This is a genomic window from Burkholderia sp. LFS061 (assembly GCF_047978125.1).
Classification (GTDB): Bacteria; Pseudomonadota; Gammaproteobacteria; order Burkholderiales; family Burkholderiaceae; genus Burkholderia; species Burkholderia pyrrocinia_C.
This window is the reverse complement of record NZ_JBFPFS010000006.1, coordinates 92254-108836: the sequence shown is the minus strand read 5'-3', so window position 1 is coordinate 108836 and position 16583 is coordinate 92254. Positions and strand designations below refer to the sequence as shown.

General features: G+C 62.3%; 17 protein-coding genes and 2 pseudogenes. 10 read left to right on the top strand and 9 right to left on the bottom strand.

The annotated features are described in order from the left end of the window. Positions 1-8: 8 nt before the first annotated feature. The 8 genes from ACNQQL_RS07480 to ACNQQL_RS07445 all read right to left on the bottom strand — a co-directional run bounded on the left by ACNQQL_RS07480 (position 9) and on the right by ACNQQL_RS07445 (position 5127). Entirely contained in the window at positions 9-356 is a 348-nt protein-coding gene (locus tag ACNQQL_RS07480) for a helix-turn-helix domain-containing protein (protein WP_198107900.1), read from the bottom strand. Beyond that, positions 353-916: a hypothetical protein gene (locus ACNQQL_RS07475; RefSeq protein WP_347063733.1), complete on the bottom strand. Its 564-nt coding sequence runs from the start codon at positions 914-916 to the stop codon at positions 353-355. The genes ACNQQL_RS07480 and ACNQQL_RS07475 overlap by 4 nt, the downstream gene beginning before the upstream one ends. Before the next feature lie 2 nt (positions 917-918). Further along, the gene (locus ACNQQL_RS07470) at positions 919-1839 is read right to left on the bottom strand and encodes a hypothetical protein (RefSeq protein WP_347063732.1); all 921 of its coding nucleotides are present in this window, start codon (positions 1837-1839) and stop codon (positions 919-921) included. Next, on the bottom strand, positions 1836-2294 hold the full coding sequence (locus ACNQQL_RS07465) for a hypothetical protein (RefSeq protein ID WP_347063731.1): 459 nt from the start codon (positions 2292-2294) through the stop codon (positions 1836-1838). The genes ACNQQL_RS07470 and ACNQQL_RS07465 overlap by 4 nt, the downstream gene beginning before the upstream one ends. Further along, positions 2291-3613, bottom strand: coding sequence for a pyridoxal phosphate biosynthetic protein PdxJ (locus ACNQQL_RS07460; protein ID WP_347063730.1), 1323 nt, complete (start codon positions 3611-3613; stop codon positions 2291-2293). Before ACNQQL_RS07460 ends, ACNQQL_RS07465 begins: the two co-directional genes overlap by 4 nt. Then, on the bottom strand, positions 3613-3975 hold the full coding sequence (locus tag ACNQQL_RS07455) for a beta-hexosaminidase (protein WP_347063729.1): 363 nt from the start codon (positions 3973-3975) through the stop codon (positions 3613-3615). Before ACNQQL_RS07455 ends, ACNQQL_RS07460 begins: the two co-directional genes overlap by 1 nt. Positions 3976-4026: 51 nt before the next feature. Next, positions 4027-4245, bottom strand: a complete 219-nt coding sequence (locus tag ACNQQL_RS07450; protein WP_176016913.1) for a hypothetical protein — start codon at positions 4243-4245, stop codon at positions 4027-4029. 453 nt (positions 4246-4698) lie between these two features. Beyond that, the gene (locus tag ACNQQL_RS07445; protein WP_176016914.1) at positions 4699-5127 is read right to left on the bottom strand and encodes a transcriptional regulator; all 429 of its coding nucleotides are present in this window, start codon (positions 5125-5127) and stop codon (positions 4699-4701) included. Between the two features lie 388 nt (positions 5128-5515). On the opposite strand from ACNQQL_RS07445, the gene ACNQQL_RS07440 reads away from it, so the two are divergent. The 10 genes and pseudogenes from ACNQQL_RS07440 to ACNQQL_RS07395 form a co-directional block, all read left to right on the top strand. Further along, entirely contained in the window at positions 5516-6058 is a 543-nt protein-coding gene (locus ACNQQL_RS07440; protein WP_176016940.1) for a phage regulatory CII family protein, read from the top strand. Then, the gene (locus ACNQQL_RS07435; RefSeq protein WP_347063728.1) at positions 6045-6428 is read left to right on the top strand and encodes a hypothetical protein; all 384 of its coding nucleotides are present in this window, start codon (positions 6045-6047) and stop codon (positions 6426-6428) included. The genes ACNQQL_RS07440 and ACNQQL_RS07435 overlap by 14 nt, the downstream gene beginning before the upstream one ends. 260 nt (positions 6429-6688) lie before the next feature. Continuing rightward, the gene (locus ACNQQL_RS07430) at positions 6689-9196 is read left to right on the top strand and encodes a VapE domain-containing protein (protein ID WP_347063727.1); all 2508 of its coding nucleotides are present in this window, start codon (positions 6689-6691) and stop codon (positions 9194-9196) included. A 220-nt stretch (positions 9197-9416) separates the two neighbouring features. After that, positions 9417-10190, top strand: a complete 774-nt coding sequence (locus ACNQQL_RS07425; RefSeq protein ID WP_347063726.1) for a hypothetical protein — start codon at positions 9417-9419, stop codon at positions 10188-10190. 307 nt (positions 10191-10497) lie between these two features. Next, on the top strand, positions 10498-11058 hold the full coding sequence (locus ACNQQL_RS07420; protein WP_347063725.1) for a hypothetical protein: 561 nt from the start codon (positions 10498-10500) through the stop codon (positions 11056-11058). A 325-nt stretch (positions 11059-11383) separates the two neighbouring features. Next, positions 11384-11914 carry a MarR family transcriptional regulator gene (locus tag ACNQQL_RS07415; protein ID WP_347063724.1) on the top strand — a complete coding sequence of 177 codons (531 nt, stop codon included), beginning with the start codon at positions 11384-11386 and terminating at the stop codon, positions 11912-11914. After that, positions 11859-13901 carry a phage terminase large subunit family protein gene (locus ACNQQL_RS07410; protein WP_347063803.1) on the top strand — a complete coding sequence of 681 codons (2043 nt, stop codon included), beginning with the start codon at positions 11859-11861 and terminating at the stop codon, positions 13899-13901. The genes ACNQQL_RS07415 and ACNQQL_RS07410 overlap by 56 nt, the downstream gene beginning before the upstream one ends. A 13-nt stretch (positions 13902-13914) precedes the next feature. Continuing rightward, positions 13915-14121, top strand: coding sequence for a phage head-tail joining protein (locus ACNQQL_RS07405; RefSeq protein ID WP_006497114.1), 207 nt, complete (start codon positions 13915-13917; stop codon positions 14119-14121). Then, the gene (locus ACNQQL_RS07400) at positions 14118-15611 is read left to right on the top strand and encodes a phage portal protein (protein WP_105833217.1); all 1494 of its coding nucleotides are present in this window, start codon (positions 14118-14120) and stop codon (positions 15609-15611) included. The genes ACNQQL_RS07405 and ACNQQL_RS07400 overlap by 4 nt, the downstream gene beginning before the upstream one ends. Further along, positions 15608-15853: pseudogene (locus tag ACNQQL_RS07395) on the top strand (ATP-dependent Clp protease proteolytic subunit); the annotation flags it as partial. The gene ACNQQL_RS07400 and the pseudogene ACNQQL_RS07395, both read left to right, overlap by 4 nt. Here the strand turns inward: ACNQQL_RS07395 and ACNQQL_RS07390 are convergent. After that, positions 15854-16540 (bottom strand): annotated as a pseudogene (locus ACNQQL_RS07390) (phage tail protein); the annotation flags it as partial. Positions 16541-16583: the final 43 nt, after the last annotated feature.

Below are 16583 nucleotides of genomic sequence, written 5' to 3'. Positions count from 1 at the left end.
CGAGGACGTCACGCGGCCTGCATGGCCGGGGCGTTTGCAGGCAGGTCCGGGAGGCGCGGCAAAGCGCGTGCCGTTCGGCCGGGCTTACGGACGGGTGCCTGTTTTAACTGCCGCGCGATCGCGGCGTGCGTGCGGCGATCAGTTTCTGCGTAATCGGGCTTGGTGCGTCCTTCGAGCCGTTCAAGAGTTTGCTGCTGCGCCTGCTCCCGGAGGAACGCAACAACATCGTCTTCGAGAAACACCCATGCCCGACCGATGCGAGCACCGACGATGTCGCCTTGCTGCGCCAGTTTCATCGCTGTTGTGCGGTCGACCTTCAGGAAGTCGGCGCATTCTTGTAGATCGAACGTTCTCACGCAATGCCCCCTGCGGCCCGATCGGTGCGTTCGATCTCGGCGAGGATAAGTGCAGCGGCCTTCACGAGATCACGACGAGGCGTGGTCGGTTTGAACCAGCATCCTGCCCATGAGCTTGGCCAATAGTGGGTAGCAGTACCAAGATCCCACCCGGCGGCCGAGAGTGCGTATGCAACGGCGGCTTCAGGCAGTTCCCCGTTGGTGTATTGGTCGTCGCAGCCCGTCTCCCTGCGTTCCACTTCAATCTGTCGGCGGCGTTCGACCAGTACGTCGCGAGCTGCCGCACTCGCGTTTGCGAACACGTCCGACTTCTCGTACATGCGCCACATCACCGGGACATCACAATGGTGATGTACGTGCGCGAGGGTGGTACCGCAGGGGCAAAGTTGCTTGAGGGGCTGTGCAACGGAGCGCGACATGTCCAGCGCTTCGTGGATCGCGCACTTCAGGTGCACCATTGCGTCTTGCCCGTCCGGCATGTCCGGGCAATGATTTCGTGCAATTTGCTCTATTTGGCTTTCGGTCAGCTCGCGGAAGCTGTTCGTATTATTGTTGGTCATGATCACTCTCCTTGATCGGGATCTTCGTAGTCGGGGCAGCCTGCGGCGACATACCATGAGGCTCGCTGGATCTGTTGGCGAGCGTCGAGAATGATTTGCTGGTTGGCGTTCCATGCGCCTTTGTCGATCACAGCGTCAATGTGGGAAGAGACCAGCTCGTCGAGGTATTGCGGAGGCAGTGCATCGAGTTCCCAGCTCGACTCGCCGTATTCGCGCAGATAGGCACTGAATCGTGAGTCCGATGACTTGGCCGGGTTTTCGGGCGGCTGCAGCTCCTCGACCTGCTGGATGTTGAGCGCGATGCGCTTCAGGTCGAACGTGTGGCCCCCGAACATACGTAGGCGTTCGAGCAGGTCGCGTGTCATATCGATGCCGCTCGGGTCGTGGTCGCCCAAATGCAGGACTAGACCGCTTTGACCTTCGCGCATCGCCGGCAGGATGTCGTTGATTGCAAACTCGCGCAGCACGGTCGACGAAGGGTAGCCGCGTGCGGCGAGCAGCGGCGTGTCGTACCGATGGCACACGCGCTCAAGCACGCCGACAAGCGCCTCTTTCTCTACGATCACGAACACGCGGCGCGATTGGCCGATCCACATGTCTTGGTGGTACTGCTCGGCGCATGCGTCGATGATCGACGTCGGGGACGTCCAGCGGCCGCGTCGGATAAATGACCGCGTGCGATCTTCCAGCATGTCCCAATCGATCAGCCCGGCGAGCTTGGCATCGTTGATGATCGAAGCTGCGCGTTTGTATTCCTGCAGGTTGTTCGGGATGATGTCGCGCGCGACGAGCTGGTAATACAACTGCCGGGTGGTCAGCACGTAGCCCTGCGACTCGTACTCGTCGACAATCGAGTTGATTGTCTCAATGAGGTCGAGCGTATCGGCCCGGAAGCGCTTCTCTTGATAGCATTGTTTGGTCATGACCGATCCCCGTCGACAGTTGTGGGCATGGCGCGGACGAGCTGCATCAAGCCGGTTTCCAGCGTGATGCCGGCGGTCGCGGCCCAGGTGCGCGCATCCTGCGCGGCTTTGTGGCGTGCAAACGATCCGATCTCGTCGGTCATCAGGTCCAGCAGCTCGACGTCGGCCGCGTGCGAGATCTCGATGACCAGCGATCGGATCTCGGTGCGAAGGGCGTCGAGGCGCGTGAGCCTGCGTTGGCGGGTGTCCGCCAAGGCTTCGTTTGTCTGGACTGGTTTGCGCCGCGCGAGCGGCGCTTCGTCTTTCTGGATCGTTTTTACGGGCGTCAGCCCGTCGTTGTCCGACTGCATCGAAGTGCCGTTGACGCTCGCTAGTGCGATAGCCGGGCGCTTCTTCGCGTGTTCCCGCTTTCGCGGCAGCGGACGTGGGGTAGAAAGGGCCGGGTGCGGGGTCATTGGGCGACCTCCTGCAAGGCAGCATGCTTGGCCGCAAGCTCGGGCGTCCAGTCGGGATCGGGCATGGTGTACAGCTTGTCGAGCCATTTGTTGACGGATGCTGCGGCCCTCGATTTGGCCCGCCCGCCGTGGTGCATCAGGCGAGTCAGATCGGACACGGCCGAGCGAATGGCTTGCACGCGGGTCGGGAATATCGCCGGCGTATCCCGCATCGAGGGGTAGTGGTCGCCGAAGCCGTACGTCGGTGCGATGTTCATTTCGAACGAATAGATCCACGCGCCTTCTTCGGGTTGCGCGATGTAGATGCTGGCGGGGATCAGACCTGAACCAGTCGCCTTCGGTGCGTGAAGTTTCTCGCAGCCCTCAAACACGCCGTTCGGGTTTGGCGTGTGAATCGCATGCGTTTTCGCGCGCTCCGGAAGATCGAGTAGGTCTTCCATGCCAATCAGTGCGCGATGGACGCCCTCGATCGTGCCTGGCGAGAGTTTTCCGAAGCCGGGATCGTGCAGGACAGACTGCACGGCCTGCAAAAGTTGCTTTGCACGCGGCTCGTCGATCTTCGTCGGTTTGGGGGCAGAGGGTTTGGTGGTCGGCATGTCGCCACCCAGGTGCTTCTTCGTCACCTTGGTCTTGCCTGCTTCCTTCGCTTTCGACAGACCAGACACGATGCGCTCGAGCGCCTTGTCGCTGCCATGCGTGCGGATCTCTTCGATCGCGAGTGTGCCTGCGATCGCGCCGCTGCGGACAAGATCGTGGAGTTCGGCCGGGGCTTTCTCCAGCAGCGCGGCGTCGCGGATCGACTGCTCGGAAATGTTGAGTCGGGCGCAGATGGCTTTGGTGTCGAATCCGTGAACGTCGCGCAGCTCGGCGATCGACGTCGCGAGATCGAGCGGCGACGCCGGCTTCGATACGTTGCTCACGTAACCGTCGACGACCATTTCTGACCGTTTCACGTCACGCGAATCACGGACAACGATCGGAATCTTTCCGAGGTCTTTCCCGGCCTTGATCGCTGCTCCGGCCGCGAGGTAGCGATGCTGGCCCTTGTAGACGTAGAAATAATCCTTGCCGTCGACCTTACGCGCATAGCAATGCAGCGGGGAACCCTTGTCGTACCCGTTTTGCAACATCAGTGCGGTCAGTTCCTTGACCCATTGCGGATCGACCGGGCGGACGTTGTCGCGCGGGTCGTAGCGCAGCGCTTCGTATGGAGTCATCCACAGGTCAGCGGAGGTCGCGCCGGCCGCGGCTGCTGCCGCCTTCGTGTTCCCGGTCTGGATCGGGGCGGTCAGGTCGAGCTGTTGGGTGTGGTCGTCCATTACGCGATCTCCCGCGCGGCCTCGGTGCGCGCCTTGCCCCGCTTCTTCGCTTTATCGATCGCCTTCGACGCCTCGACATTCGCTACGCGCTTGGCGTCGCGCAGGCGCTTGATTGCGTCGGCGCAATTGCCTTCGTCCGGAATCGAGATCTGCCTGCGGGCGATCTCTGTACCGTCGAGGATCAAATATTCTGTATGCACGCTGTCCGGCAGCGGGCGGCGCCCAACAACGTACTTGCCGATCAGGATCGGTGTCGACGGACGGCGTGCGTTCCGGTCGTATCGCGTGAAAGTGCGGAGTGAGAGGGTGTCGCGACGTTCGACGTCGAAAAGGGGTTCTGCTTTGACTTTGATGCGCGGCATGGTGGTCTCCATGACGCCGGGGTGGGCTCGCCCCGGCAATGTCGGGGCGGTTTAGACAGTGACGTTGTAAGCGGTCGTTGGGGCGACGACCGGATCGTCTTGAAACACATTCACGACGACAAACAGGAGGGCGGCGACGACGGTCCAGCGGAAGATCTTCGATTTCTCAAAGTTGCTTTGGCGGGCCGGTTCGGACGGCGTGATGCGGGGTGTGCTTTCGTCGCGAAGCCATTCATGGCGTTCGGTTGACTGATGGTCGAGCATTTTCATGGGCTTCTCCAAAGGCTGCGCGGGCGGCAGCGATGAAGACGAATGTTAGGCATTCCTTTGTCGTTGTGCAATAGGAGTGCCTAACTATTTTTTCATGTCATCGCATTTGCTCGCGAGGGAGCCCGGAGGGCGCGGCGAACCTTCCTGAAAGGTGTTGTATTCTTCCGACCAAATACTGTATGTTTGTACAGTGTTTAAGGGAAATATTGCCGAGGGGAGGTTGTTGCGGGGCTATGTCAACAGGGGAATTGCGCTGCAAACCGGGCGATGTGGCGATCGTCAGTCGATGCCGGAACCGGTCGCGTATCGGCATGCTCGTTCGGATCATCGGCCCGCACGGCAGTGATGACTTCGATTGGGATGTCGAGATTCTTGGTGGGCCGATCAGAGGGCGCGGGATACGTTCCGGGCGTGTCGGAACGCACCGCAAGGCCGCTGTATTCGACTGGAACCTTACCCCTCTTGCGGGTCAGGCGCATTCAGATCGAGAAGGTCGCCAGACTGCTGTCCGCGCAGATCTTCAAACACCTTGAGCGTTTCCAGCAGCGCGACAAATGCTGCCGACGGCAATCCAAGCTTGTCTGCTTTGGCGAGCGCGTCAACTAGTGCTTGAGCATGCGTACCTAGGCTCTCTTGTCTCTGGGGGGCGGGCGCATTGGCTCGACGCACCATCTGGCCTTCGCCAGTGGCGAGCCACCACGGATCAACGTTCAGGAATTCGGCCGCGAGTAGCAAGTTCGCGCCCTCCATCTTTTTTGTTTTCCCGCTTAACCAGTCGCTGACCGAGGGCGCTCGCACTCGGCACGCTCGCGCTAGATCTGCAGCCTTTTTCTCAGGCGGCAACTTCATTGCCTGTTCCAGGCGTTCGGCTAGTGTCGTCATTAGGAAAGCCTAACTGAATGGGCCTAAGGAATGCCTTGCTTTTCGTGTAAGGAACGCCTAACATGGCGGCATGAATACGCTCCTGAATCGAGACCCGTACGCGTGCGCCGTGATCGATGCATTCGGCGGAACCGCCGCGACTGCCCAACTGTGCGAAGTCCGGATGCCGTCCGTATCCGAATGGCGTCGAAACGGCATTCCGCGAGCGCGTCTGTTGTTCTTGAAGCTCGCGCGTCCTGACCTGTTTGCTTCTCTAGACGTACACGACAACTCGTTGTCACACCCCATCGACGCGTGACAGCCGTAGTTACGCACCTCGTGAACTGAATCTTAGTTGCGACCCAGTGCGCGCGACAGGATGAAAGTCACTCTCTACCAATCTCCCGCTATGACCTGCCGATACGACAGTACCGAATGGCTGGACGTGCTTTATACGTCCGTTCGCAACACGCCCGGCGGTGTCGCCGACGCGGCGAACCACCTCACGATCCGGCGCGGTAAGAACATCACGCCGGAATCGCTTCGCCTCCGCCTGCGTGGTGTTGGCGACAGTCGCTTGTCGATGGAAATGTTCGAGCTGCTGATCGAGTGGATGCAGGAAAAGGCAGAGGGAGAGGTGTACGCGCTGGACGCGCTGCATGCGTTGAACGCGCGCTTCGGGCTGGTTGCCGAACACGTCGAAGACCATGCCACTGACGACGTCAGCGAACCCGGCACGCTGCGTCTTGTTTCGACGGCGCTCCACCTGCAGGCGCATGTTGGTCTCGTCGCTGACGACGTGACGCGTGCGCTGGCGGATCAGCGGATCGACGATCAACACGCCGAGAAGATCATCGCGACCGGCCGCAAGGGCCAGCGTCTGTTCCAGCGTTTGATTCACGCTGCTCGCAACCTCGCCGCGCGTCGACGTCGTCGTCATGGAGCGGTTTAAGCCCGGCATGGGGTGCTGTCGTCCCGACCGTGAGCATATCGGCCTTTGCTGCTCGCCCGAGCAGCAATTGGCATGCGCTGTCACGACGCTCGCATTCCGATTCGAATCTGCCCCCGCTGAAGCGGGGCGCTTGCTATCCGAACTGATCGCCACGTTTCCCAATTGCCTTGCTGCGATTCTTGCGGAGGCGAGCGCAGCGGGGCGCGTGCGTCTGTTCATCGAACGAGCTGCGCGCGCGTGCGCCGCGCTCGCGTCCAAGGCGGAACGCCACGCGTTTCGCGACCAGCTTACCGATCGTCTCTGCGCGCTGGACCTTGCCGCGTTCGACGATCTCATGTCGGCGGAATGGCGTCGACTGCGCGGCAAATAACCGGAGACACACGTGAACGTGAACGGAATCAGTAGCGCGTTGCGACGCGGTGCATCGCAGTACAGCCGCTCGCCCAGCGGACGGCAGTGCTATGCGGCGGGGCGGGCCGCGTGGCGAAGCTTTTCTCACAAGGTCGCGCGCGACCGCCGTCTCGTCGAGCTGGAGACCGCGCGGCGTGCGAGTTAGCACGGAACCATTCAACGAATTGTGATCTGGCCGCGACATGCGGCCAAAGTAACTTTGATCGAGGGAATTTTTGTATGGCGACACTGGACCAGATCATTCAGCAATTGCGTGCTGCGGGTCATCCCGACCTGCCTGCCGGCCATCCCGTCGCGGACGGTAAGCATCACCGGTACGGGCCGCGCAAGAAATACTGGTATCAGCTTCGAGAGATCATCAGCAAGGGCGCGGTAATCGGCTATGGCGGTACGTTCGGTCATTTCTCGGGCGACGATCCGGGCACAGAGCGATTCGAGTGGAGCGGCGCACCATTGAGCGACGAAGTGCTCGCGGAGACGCGTCGCCGGCAAGAAGCCGCCGACCGTGAGCAGGCAGAGCGTGACGCGCGTCAGGCGAAGCTCGCCGCGAACCGCGCGCGAGATCAGTGGAGCCGTGCGGCAGAGGGTGGCGTGTCCACCTATCTTGAACGCAAGCGCATCACGGCCGAAGGCGTGCGTTTCGATGCGGACGGCACGATCTTCGTACCGATGTATCAGTACGGCGACGACGCTCGTCTTGTCGGCCTGCAGAAGATCACGCCGGACGGCGCGAAGCGTTTCAACAAGGGCATGGAAAAGAAGGGCGCGTCGTATCTGCTCGGCGAGGTCGGCGCAGACGACCAGATCGTGCTGGTCGCCGAAGGCTACGCGACCGCGCGCTCGATCCGCATGGCAATCGACGAGGCGTTTGCAGTCAATGTCTGCTTCGACGCGGGTGGCATCCTCCCGGCCGTGCGCTACCTGCATGCGACGTATCCGGATGTGCACGTGCTGGTCTGCGCCGACGACGACTGGAAGATCGAGCAGCGCATGCGCGACTGGCTCGCCGACGAATTCGCTTTCCGGGGTGAACTGGTGTTTGGTGCCGACCCGGTGCGGATCGAGGCGAAGAACACGTGGTACATGGTCGCCGCGTCACGCCGTCGTGACGACAATGGCGTGCCGTATGTCGAGGTGAGCTACGGAAATGACGTGATGCCGTTGCGCCGTAAGCGCTTCGAGAACACGGGCCTGAAGCGTGCGTACGAGGCGGCAGCGACGGTCGCCGACGTCAGCGTCGTCTATCCAGCATTCGCCAATCGCGGCGAGCGCAAGCTGACCGATTTCAACGACCTGCACGTCGAAGAGGGCATCGACCCTGTCCAGGCGCAAGTGCAGGCGGCAATCTTGCGCGTCATCGCGCCAGCGAACGAAGAGATCCGGCCAGCGACGGTGGCGGTGTCGACCGCGGACGACACGCCGACGAAATCCGTCGCGACGTCCGCTGCCGCGAAACAGCCGGAATGGGATGGCCGCGAGGCCGAGAACGGCGCGCACACGTGGGAGCAGGATCTCGCGCGTTCGGACAAGGGCACGCTGCTGCCGACGCTCGGCAACGTGCACATGATCCTGTCGAATCACAAGGCATGGCAGGGCGTCATCGAGCAGGACGACTTCGGTGGCCGCGTGATGAAGCGCAAAGCGCCGCCGTTCCCGCAGGGCGTGAAGGGCGAGTGGACCGACATGGACGATCAGCGCTGCGCGCTTTGGTTGTCGCAGCGCTACGGCCTCTCGGTGCGCACCGATGTCGTGATGAACGCGGTCCTGTTGGTAGCGGACGCGACGCACTTCCATGACGTGCGCGAATACCTCGAAGGGCTCAAATGGGATGGCGTGCCGCGTGTGCGCACGATGCCGTCGACATACCTGCGCGTGGCCGACAGCGAGTATGTGCAGCTCGCGTTCATGAAGTGGATGATCGCCGCCGTCGCGCGCGTGATGGAGCCGGGCTGCAAGGTCGACAACGTCCTGATCCTCGAAGGCAAGCAGGGGCATCGCAAATCAACGGCGCTGAAGGTGCTGGCCGGCGCACCGTGGTTCACCGATACGCCGATCCAGATCGGCAACAAAGACACGTACGCGGTGCTGGCCGGGAAGTGGGTGATCGAGCTGGCCGAGCTGGACTCGTTGAACAAGGCCGACTCGTCGGCGGTGAAGAGCTTCTTCGCGACGGCCGTCGACCGGTTCCGCAACTTCTACGGCAAGCGGGCGACCGACGTCCCGCGTCAGTGCGTGTTCGCCGGCTCGGTCAACTTCGACACGTACCTGAAAGACGAATCAGGCAACCGGCGTTACTGGCCGCTGCGTGTCGGCGGTCTGGTCGACATCGACGGCATTGTGGCTGTCCGTGAACAGCTCTGGGCGGAAGCTGTGCACCTGTATCGCTCGGGCGTCGTGTGGCACGTAGAAGAGCATGAGCGCCCGCTGTTCGAGATCGAGCAGGCGGAGCGCTATGAGGGCGACGTGTACGAGGACAAGATCGCAAAGGCCCTGGAATTCGTGTCGCGCACGACGATGGAAGAGATCCTCGCGGACATCCTGAAGCTCGACACGTCGAAGTGGACGCTGGCAGAGCAGCGCCGCATCGGCAAGGCGTTGAAGTCGCTCGGGTGGGTGCGCAAGCGCGAGTCGACCGGATCGCGCGGTTGGTACTACGTGAAGGAAGAGCAAGAGCCGGAAGCGGAGCGCGAACTGGTCGCAGCGGGCGATGACGACAGTCCGCTGTGATCGCGTGGCGCGCTGTGCCTGCACGGTAAGCGCGCCACTTGCCCCGTCTTGGCGCGCTGCGGACGTCCCATGTCCCAATGTCCCAAGGCGCGGTCTCGGGCGCGGGTGCAGGGGCGCGACATGCGCGACGTGAGCGGCGCATGTCGCATGTCGCAGGCGCGCACCCCTGCAAGCTTCTTCCCTTGGGACATTGGGACATTAGGACGAGTAGGAGAGAGTGATGATCGATTTGAAAGAGCGGGTGGGCGTTGCGATGAGCGTTCGTGGTCAGTTCACCGACCCGATTGCCGATCCTAAAGTTACTTTGGGCGCGCTCGCCTTTGCGAACGATCTCGGGAGCTTGCTGGCCCGAATCAAAGCCGGGCCGCTGCCGACGCCTGCGATGGTTCGACGTGCAACGTTGCTGTTGGCGCAGATGATCCGGACGTCGGGCCGATTCAAGCGTGCGCGGTTCACGGGCCTGTCGCGCGACGAGCGTCGCGATCAACGTGCGGGGCACGCTGTCGAGCGTTCGAAGGTCGACATCGTCGAGCGCTTCGCGCTGCGGTTGCTGGACGAGTGGGTGAACGATCAGTGTGTCGAATGCGAAGGGCGTGGCGTCGTGCGTCGCGCGCGTGCCGTCACAACATCAACGCACGCGTGTGACGTATGCGGGGGCAGCGGGAAGGTGTGTGTATCGGAGGAGCGTATCCCGTTCTTCGAAGGGCGTAACGGGCCGCTGGTCTTTCGGGAATATGAACCTTGCGACGACTGCGGCGGGATGGGGCGGATCGCCGCGTCGCCGGTTTCGGATGCGAAGGGCAGGCACATTTGCCCCGACTGTTCCGGTTCCGGCAAGCGTCAGGTCGACGACGCTGGCCGGGCGCATGCGCTCGGCGTATCGATCGACGAGTATCGGAAGAACTGGTCGTGGCGCTTTCACGACATGCTCGCGCTGTTGGATACGGTGGATGGATCGGTGTACGACACATTGCGTCGTCAATTGCGAGGATGAAACGTATTCCATTTCAAGAGCGGATCGCGTAAACTCTGCACATCCTTTACCGCGTCACTGGATAAATGAGCGACCGCATACTCGTGTCGCAACCTTCGCCCGACAGGCGTACTGAATCGCGGGAGCGCCGCGACCAACAACGATAACTGTCAGTTGGGATCTGTTGGGAGGGCGTTCGCCCTTACGAAATGAATACCGAAGCCCTGAGTGCGAAAGCACTCGGGGCTTTTGTTTTGGACATTTAGAATGCAATCTGGCTGCGAGTTTAATTCGCGGTTCCGATGACCAGCGTATTGGAGAGGAAGAGATGAGCGCGGAAGTGAAACCGAAGCTTACCGAAGATGACAGTCAGTTTGTTCTATCGCTTTTTAAAGAAAGCGAGCGTGCTGCAGTTATCTTGGCTGTTGCGCAGATCGACGTAGAGTTGGAAAGATTGCTGAAGGCTCTCTTACGCCCGTGTGCAGGCGGACAGGATACGTTGTTCGACTCGGACCGTGCGCTAGGAACCTTTTCCGCAAAGATATTAATTGCCCATCGGCTCGGCATAATTGACGACGAATTTGAGCGTGGATTGCAGATTCTTCGGCGCATGCGTAACGAGTTCGCGCACCACGTCTCGGATGCAACCCTTAGCAAGGGCGGGCATCGCGATAGATTGACCGAACTGGCTCGGTGGGCTCGAAAGAACAAAAAGTTTGATTCGGTTTTTGAGGCGACCAAGGATCAATGGCCTGATGTGAACGAGCACCATCGAGAATTTGTGCTGGCGGTGTTGGCCACGGTCGCCGCACTGAAGCGTGGTCAATTAAAAGTCGACCGCATCAATATAGGAAAGCCGATCTCGATCGGCCTGCAAATTAAGCCCTGAGCGCGAGAGCCCTCAGGGCTTTTGCATTGGGGGGCATGAAATGCGAATCGAGTCGACGAGCGCCGGACCGAGCGAGGTCTGGTCGACGTGGGATGACGATCGAAGCATGGGGCGCGTGACCGCGCGGTGCTTCGTGTTTGACGACGCGATGGACCGTGTCGTGTGGGCGATGGACCGAGCGGGCGACGGCGTGACCGCCGATGTCGCGATCAGTGCGGGTCTGCCTACATTTTGAGCAGGCGGGGACCCTGCGGGCATCGCCACACGCGGGGGCTCGCACCCGCGTTTTTTCTCTACTGGCGAGTTTCCATAGGGGGTCATATTCATGCCGACTCAGCAGCAGATTGCCGACCATCTCGACCTTGACCAGTCGGCGGTTTCTCGGTTCGTCGACAAGGTCCGGCTCGATTACCGCGCGGTGTCGATCGACGAGATCCGCATCGCCTACATTCGGCACCTGCGCGAGGTCGCGGCCGGCCGCTCCAGCGAGACCGGGATCGATCTCGTCGCCGAGCGGGCGATGACGGAGCGCGTCGATCGCGAAATCAAGCTGCTGACGCTGGCCGAGAAGAAGGGGCAGCTCGTCAATGCGGTGCAGCTCGAACAGGCGTACGGCCTGATGGTCGGCGCATTTCAAACGGAACTGCTGTCGCTGTCCGACAAGCTGGTGCAGGAGCTGCGCACGCTATACGGCGTCGAGGTGGACGTCGAATGGTTGAACGAGCACATATATGGATGCCTTGAGCAGCTTTCTGAATACGACCCAGACAGTCCACGCGGTGATTCGCCGGATCGCGAAGATGCTGCGTCCGCCGGAGCGGATTGGGACGACGGACTGGGCACGCAAACATCGTAGGTTGAGCGCGAAGGGATCAGCCAGCCCCGGCCGCTATAACCCGAACATCACGCCATGGGTGCTCGGCATGCATGAAGCGCTTGACGATCCGACCGTGCAGAAGGTCGTGTGCATGAAGTCGGCTCAGGTTGCGTGGACGGACGGCGTGCTGCTGAACTACATCGGCAAGCGGATCGATGTCGACCCGTGTCCGATGATCGTCATGTTCCCGAAAGAGAAAACGGCGAAGAAGTTCAACCTGGAGAAGTTCGAGCCGATGGTCGAGGTGACGCCTCGCCTGTCGGCGAAATTGCCGGTTCATGCGGCCCGCGACAAAAACAACTTGTGGGATCACAAGACGTTCGCACGCGGCTTCCTGAAGTTCATCACGTCGAACGCGCCGGACGAAGTGAAGTCGACGCCGGCCCCGGTCGTTGCGGTCGAGGAGCCGGACGACGCGAATACGAACGTTCGCGAGCAGGGCGATTCGATCACGCTGCTGGAGGAACGGAACAAGAGCTACTCGGCCCGGCGACGCAAGATGATCTTGGGCGGCACGCCGACCATCGACGGCCTGTCGCGCATCCAGCAGGCTTACGCGGCATCGGATCAGCGTGTGTATCTGGTGCCGTGCCCTGATTGTGACGAGGAGCATGAGCTGGCGTGGGAAAACGTCACGTGGACCGAGGGCGCCGAAGTCGTACATGAGGTCTACGGCCGCGCACAACCGGAGACGGCCCGCTACACCTGCCCGCATTGCGGCTCGTTGTGGGACGACGCGACGCGCATTCGTGCGGTCCGTCGCGGGCGATGGCTTGCGACGGCACCGTTTCACGGCGTTGCCGGCTTCCGCATCAACGAGCTGGTGTCGCCGTTCCCCGGCTCGAACATGGCCGAGCTGGTCAAGAAGTGGCTGACGGCCGACAAGGCGCTGCGCGAGGGCGACGATACGAAGATGCGTTCGTTCGTGAACAACTCGCAGGGCCGCGCGTACAAGTACAAGACCGATCTGCCCGAGCTGGACGTGCTCGCGCAACGCGCGCTGCCATACGCGGAGCTGACGGTGCCGCTCGGCGGTCTGGTGTTGACGCTCGGCGTCGACGTGCAGCACGACCGGCTCGCCATCGTCGTGCGTGCGTGGGGGCGTGGCGAGGAAAGCTGGCTCGTCTTGTGGGGCGAGATCTACGGCAACGTGACGGAGCAGCAGCAAGACTCGATGACGGGCGGCGTATGGGGCGCGTTGACGATGCTACTGTCGCACGCATACCGGCATGAGAACGGCTGGTTGTTGCGCGTACGTGCAACGTCGATCGACTCGTCGGACGGAGCGACGTCGGACGCGGTATACAAGTATGTGCGCGCGGCGCAACAGGCCGGTTACAACGTGATGGCCGTCAAGGGCAGTAGCAACGTCGACGCGGAGATCTTCAGCGTGCCGAAGGCGTCGATCGACTCGACGCGCAACAACAGCAAGGCGGCGAAGTACGGACTGCGGCCGTACATGGTCGGCGTGAGCCGCGCGAAGGATCTGATCCTCGAAAACCGGCTGAAGCTCGAAGGCGACGGGCCGGGCCGCATGCACTGGTATAGCGGTATGCGCAGCGACTACCTGTCGCAGCTCACGGCGGAGGTCAAGGTGCCGGGGCCGCGTGGCGGTAAGCGCGTGTGGAAGAAGATCAGCCCGCGCAACGAGGCGCTGGACTGCGAAGGGTACGCGCTGCACGCGGCCCGTAGCGTGAAAGTGCACCTGATGACCGAGGCGCACTGGCAGGTCGAGCAGCATCGTGCATCGCAGGTCTCCCTGTTCGATGCTGTCCCGGTGCTGGAGGCATTGCCTGCGGCGCTGCCGGCCGAGGTACCGCCCGATCCGCCGGACGTGCCTGAGATTATCGAGACACCGCGGCCGTCGCCGCAAGTAGCAAAACCCACCGAAACCCCGCCCCCGAGCGGGGTTTCGCGCATTCAGGGGCGTCGTGTTGGTCGCTCGACGTACCTGAAGCGGCGCTAAACGAGGGAATGGCATGGCATACACAAAACAGGATCTGCAGAACATCCAGTCTGCAATCGCGAAGGGCGAGCTGGAAGTCCAGTATGCCGACCGGCGCGTGAAATATCGCTCGATCGGCGAGCTGCGCGAGGCACGCACCGAGATCATTCGCGACCTGAACGGCGCGGCCGGGCGTTCGTCGATCGTCCGGATTCGCCACGCCGGCAAGGGGGTGCGATGAAGGCGGGCTTTCCGTCACTCGCGCGGCGCGGATTCGTGGTGCCGACGCGGCTGAAGGCGGCGGCATATGAGTCGGCGAGCACGACGGGCGCACGGGCGAAGTCGTGGCGCGCGTCGAGCGCGGGACCGAACGCGGCGGCGGCGCAAAACTTGCCGCTGCTGCGCTCGCGCGCTCGCGACGCGATTCGCAACGATCCGTGGGCGAAAACGGCGATTGCACGACTCGTATCGAACACGATCGGGAACGGTATTCAAGCGCACCCAAAGCATCCGAACGACGCGGTGCGAAAGATGCAAAAGCAACTTTGGGAGGATAGCTGCGAGGAGATCGACGCGGACGAACTATTCGACATGGCGGGTGTGCAGACGCTTGCCGCACGGGCGTTTTTCAGTGACGGCGAGGTACTGGTTCGTCGCCAGTTCCGCAGTCCTAGCGAAGGGTTGGCGGTCCCCATGCAGATCCGGCTTCTCGAAGGCGATCTGCTGCCGATGGAGAAGAACGAGGTCGTGCCCGGCGGGGGCGAGATCGTCAACGGCGTCGAGTTCAATGCGGACGGTCGACGCGTTGCGTATCACCTGCTGCAGCGTCATCCCGGCGAGTACGGGCGTGCGTCGACGGCCAACATGCAGACCGTTCGTGTGCCGGCCGACGAGATCGCGCACGTTTTCCTCGCGCTGCGGCCCGGCCAGGTGCGTGGTGTTCCCGAGCTGTCGACCGTCCTGCTGCGGCTCAAGTCGCTGGACAACTTCGACGACGCGGTGCTGTTCCGGCAGGAGGTCAGCAACCTCTTTGCCGGATTCATCACGAAGCCGCCCGCCGAGCCGGGCCTCATGAGCGATCCGGTGACCGGCGGCGAAATGCAGTACGACGTCGACGGTTTTTCGCCGATCGTATCGCTCGAACCGGGGAGCATGCAGGAGCTGGCCCCCGGCGAGGACGTCAAGTTTGCGGAGCCGCCGGGCGCGGGGACCGACTACGGCCCCTTCATGCGTCAGCAACTGATGGCTGCTGCGGCGTCGGTCGGCATGCCGTACGAAGTCCTGACGGGCGATCTGCGCGACGTGAGCGATCGCGTGCTGCGGGTGATCTTGAACGAGTTCCGGCGGTCGATCGAGCAGTTCCAGTGGAACGTGTTCATTCACCAGTTTTGCCGGAAGGTCTGGCGCTGGTGGGTCGATGCCTGCGCACTATCAGGCGCGATGCCGATGGCGGATTACTACCGACGCCGTCGCGACTATCTGCGGGTGCGGTGGGTGCCGCAGGGCTGGCCGTATATCCATCCGGTGCAGGACGTGACGGCGAAGCGGATGGAGATCCGGTCCGGGCTCGCGAGCCGGACAGGTGCAGTGCTCTCGCGTGGTGACGATCCGGAGCAGGTCGATCAGGAGAACGCGGACGATCTCGCGCGCGAGCGCCGGCTCGGAATTCGATATGACACGCTCGATCCGGTCGACGGGGCGGGCGATCTTTCTAATGGGGATGGCGAATGAAAGGAAAGAAGCGGTGGTGGGATATCCGTGCGCAAGCGAACGCGGCGGGTGGGAATGTGGTCGAGATCCGGATCTACGGCGACATCGGATTCTGGGGCACTGACGCTGAATTGTTCGTGACGAAGCTGGACGAGGTGGCGGCGACAGCGACGTCGATCGTCGTCGCGATCAACTCGATGGGCGGCGACGTGTTCGATGCGTTCGCGATCTACAACGCGTTGCGTCGGCATACCGGCAAGGTGAATCATCTGCGCGGTCTCGACGCTCGACGCCCCCTGACCCACCGAGAATTTCGCAACGGCCGGGCCGAAGTTCAGCGCCCGATCGACGTCCATCCCGGCGGCGACCATCTGGTTGACGGCGTCGGCCAGCTCGTTGCGTCCCATGCCGTTCGACAACGCGTCACGGCGGATGCGCTCGGACATCACGCGCTCCTGCTCAGTGCGCGCGATGCCGGCCTTGATGGCGATATCCCGGATGATTGCTTGATACTGCGCGGAGACAGCGGTGGGTACGGCTACTGCCGCACCAAGCTTCACTGCGTCACCCGCCGCACTGCGCATGCCCTCTCGGCCAGCGGCAAGACGCTCATGCCCTGCGGCCTTCAGCTCAAGTCCCCGCACCGTCCGGCCGAGCCGGGCGTATGCACGATCGAGCCGGTCGACCTCGAAACCCGCATCACGCAGCGCACGGACGTTGTTGTCCAGCTTGCGCCGAATCCCGTCCGCTGCGCTGTCACCCGCAAGATGCAGGCGGCGAAACTCCTCCTGCAGCTTGATCGTCTCGCCGATCTGCCGCTGCCACATGCCGCGCTCGCTGGCGGTCTTGCGCAATCCAACGATCTTCGAATTCGTGTCGGCGAACGCCTTACCGAGCGTTGCCGACACCGCACCGCCGATGACGATGCCAAGTGCAATATCCCGTGCCATGTCGGCCCTCGCTCAATCTGTCAGCCACCACAACAAATCGTCG

What these genes read in the sequence shown, in the direction of transcription:
- ACNQQL_RS07475 (WP_347063733.1), bottom strand. Translation starts at nt 916, where the DNA reads ATGACCAACAATAATACGAACAGCTTCCGCGAGCTGACCGAAAGCCAA.
- ACNQQL_RS07470 (WP_347063732.1), bottom strand. Translation starts at nt 1,839, where the DNA reads ATGACCAAACAATGCTATCAAGAGAAGCGCTTCCGGGCCGATACGCTC.
- ACNQQL_RS07465 (WP_347063731.1), bottom strand. Translation starts at nt 2,294, where the DNA reads ATGACCCCGCACCCGGCCCTTTCTACCCCACGTCCGCTGCCGCGAAAG.
- ACNQQL_RS07460 (WP_347063730.1), bottom strand. Translation starts at nt 3,613, where the DNA reads ATGGACGACCACACCCAACAGCTCGACCTGACCGCCCCGATCCAGACC.
- ACNQQL_RS07455 (WP_347063729.1), bottom strand. Translation starts at nt 3,975, where the DNA reads ATGCCGCGCATCAAAGTCAAAGCAGAACCCCTTTTCGACGTCGAACGT.
- ACNQQL_RS07450 (WP_176016913.1), bottom strand. Translation starts at nt 4,245, where the DNA reads ATGAAAATGCTCGACCATCAGTCAACCGAACGCCATGAATGGCTTCGC.
- ACNQQL_RS07445 (WP_176016914.1), bottom strand. Translation starts at nt 5,127, where the DNA reads ATGACGACACTAGCCGAACGCCTGGAACAGGCAATGAAGTTGCCGCCT.
- ACNQQL_RS07440 (WP_176016940.1), top strand. Translation starts at nt 5,516, where the DNA reads ATGACCTGCCGATACGACAGTACCGAATGGCTGGACGTGCTTTATACG.
- ACNQQL_RS07435 (WP_347063728.1), top strand. Translation starts at nt 6,045, where the DNA reads ATGGAGCGGTTTAAGCCCGGCATGGGGTGCTGTCGTCCCGACCGTGAG.
- ACNQQL_RS07430 (WP_347063727.1), top strand. Translation starts at nt 6,689, where the DNA reads ATGGCGACACTGGACCAGATCATTCAGCAATTGCGTGCTGCGGGTCAT.
- ACNQQL_RS07425 (WP_347063726.1), top strand. Translation starts at nt 9,417, where the DNA reads ATGATCGATTTGAAAGAGCGGGTGGGCGTTGCGATGAGCGTTCGTGGT.
- ACNQQL_RS07420 (WP_347063725.1), top strand. Translation starts at nt 10,498, where the DNA reads ATGAGCGCGGAAGTGAAACCGAAGCTTACCGAAGATGACAGTCAGTTT.
- ACNQQL_RS07415 (WP_347063724.1), top strand. Translation starts at nt 11,384, where the DNA reads ATGCCGACTCAGCAGCAGATTGCCGACCATCTCGACCTTGACCAGTCG.
- ACNQQL_RS07410 (WP_347063803.1), top strand. Translation starts at nt 11,859, where the DNA reads ATGCTGCGTCCGCCGGAGCGGATTGGGACGACGGACTGGGCACGCAAA.
- ACNQQL_RS07405 (WP_006497114.1), top strand. Translation starts at nt 13,915, where the DNA reads ATGGCATACACAAAACAGGATCTGCAGAACATCCAGTCTGCAATCGCG.
- ACNQQL_RS07400 (WP_105833217.1), top strand. Translation starts at nt 14,118, where the DNA reads ATGAAGGCGGGCTTTCCGTCACTCGCGCGGCGCGGATTCGTGGTGCCG.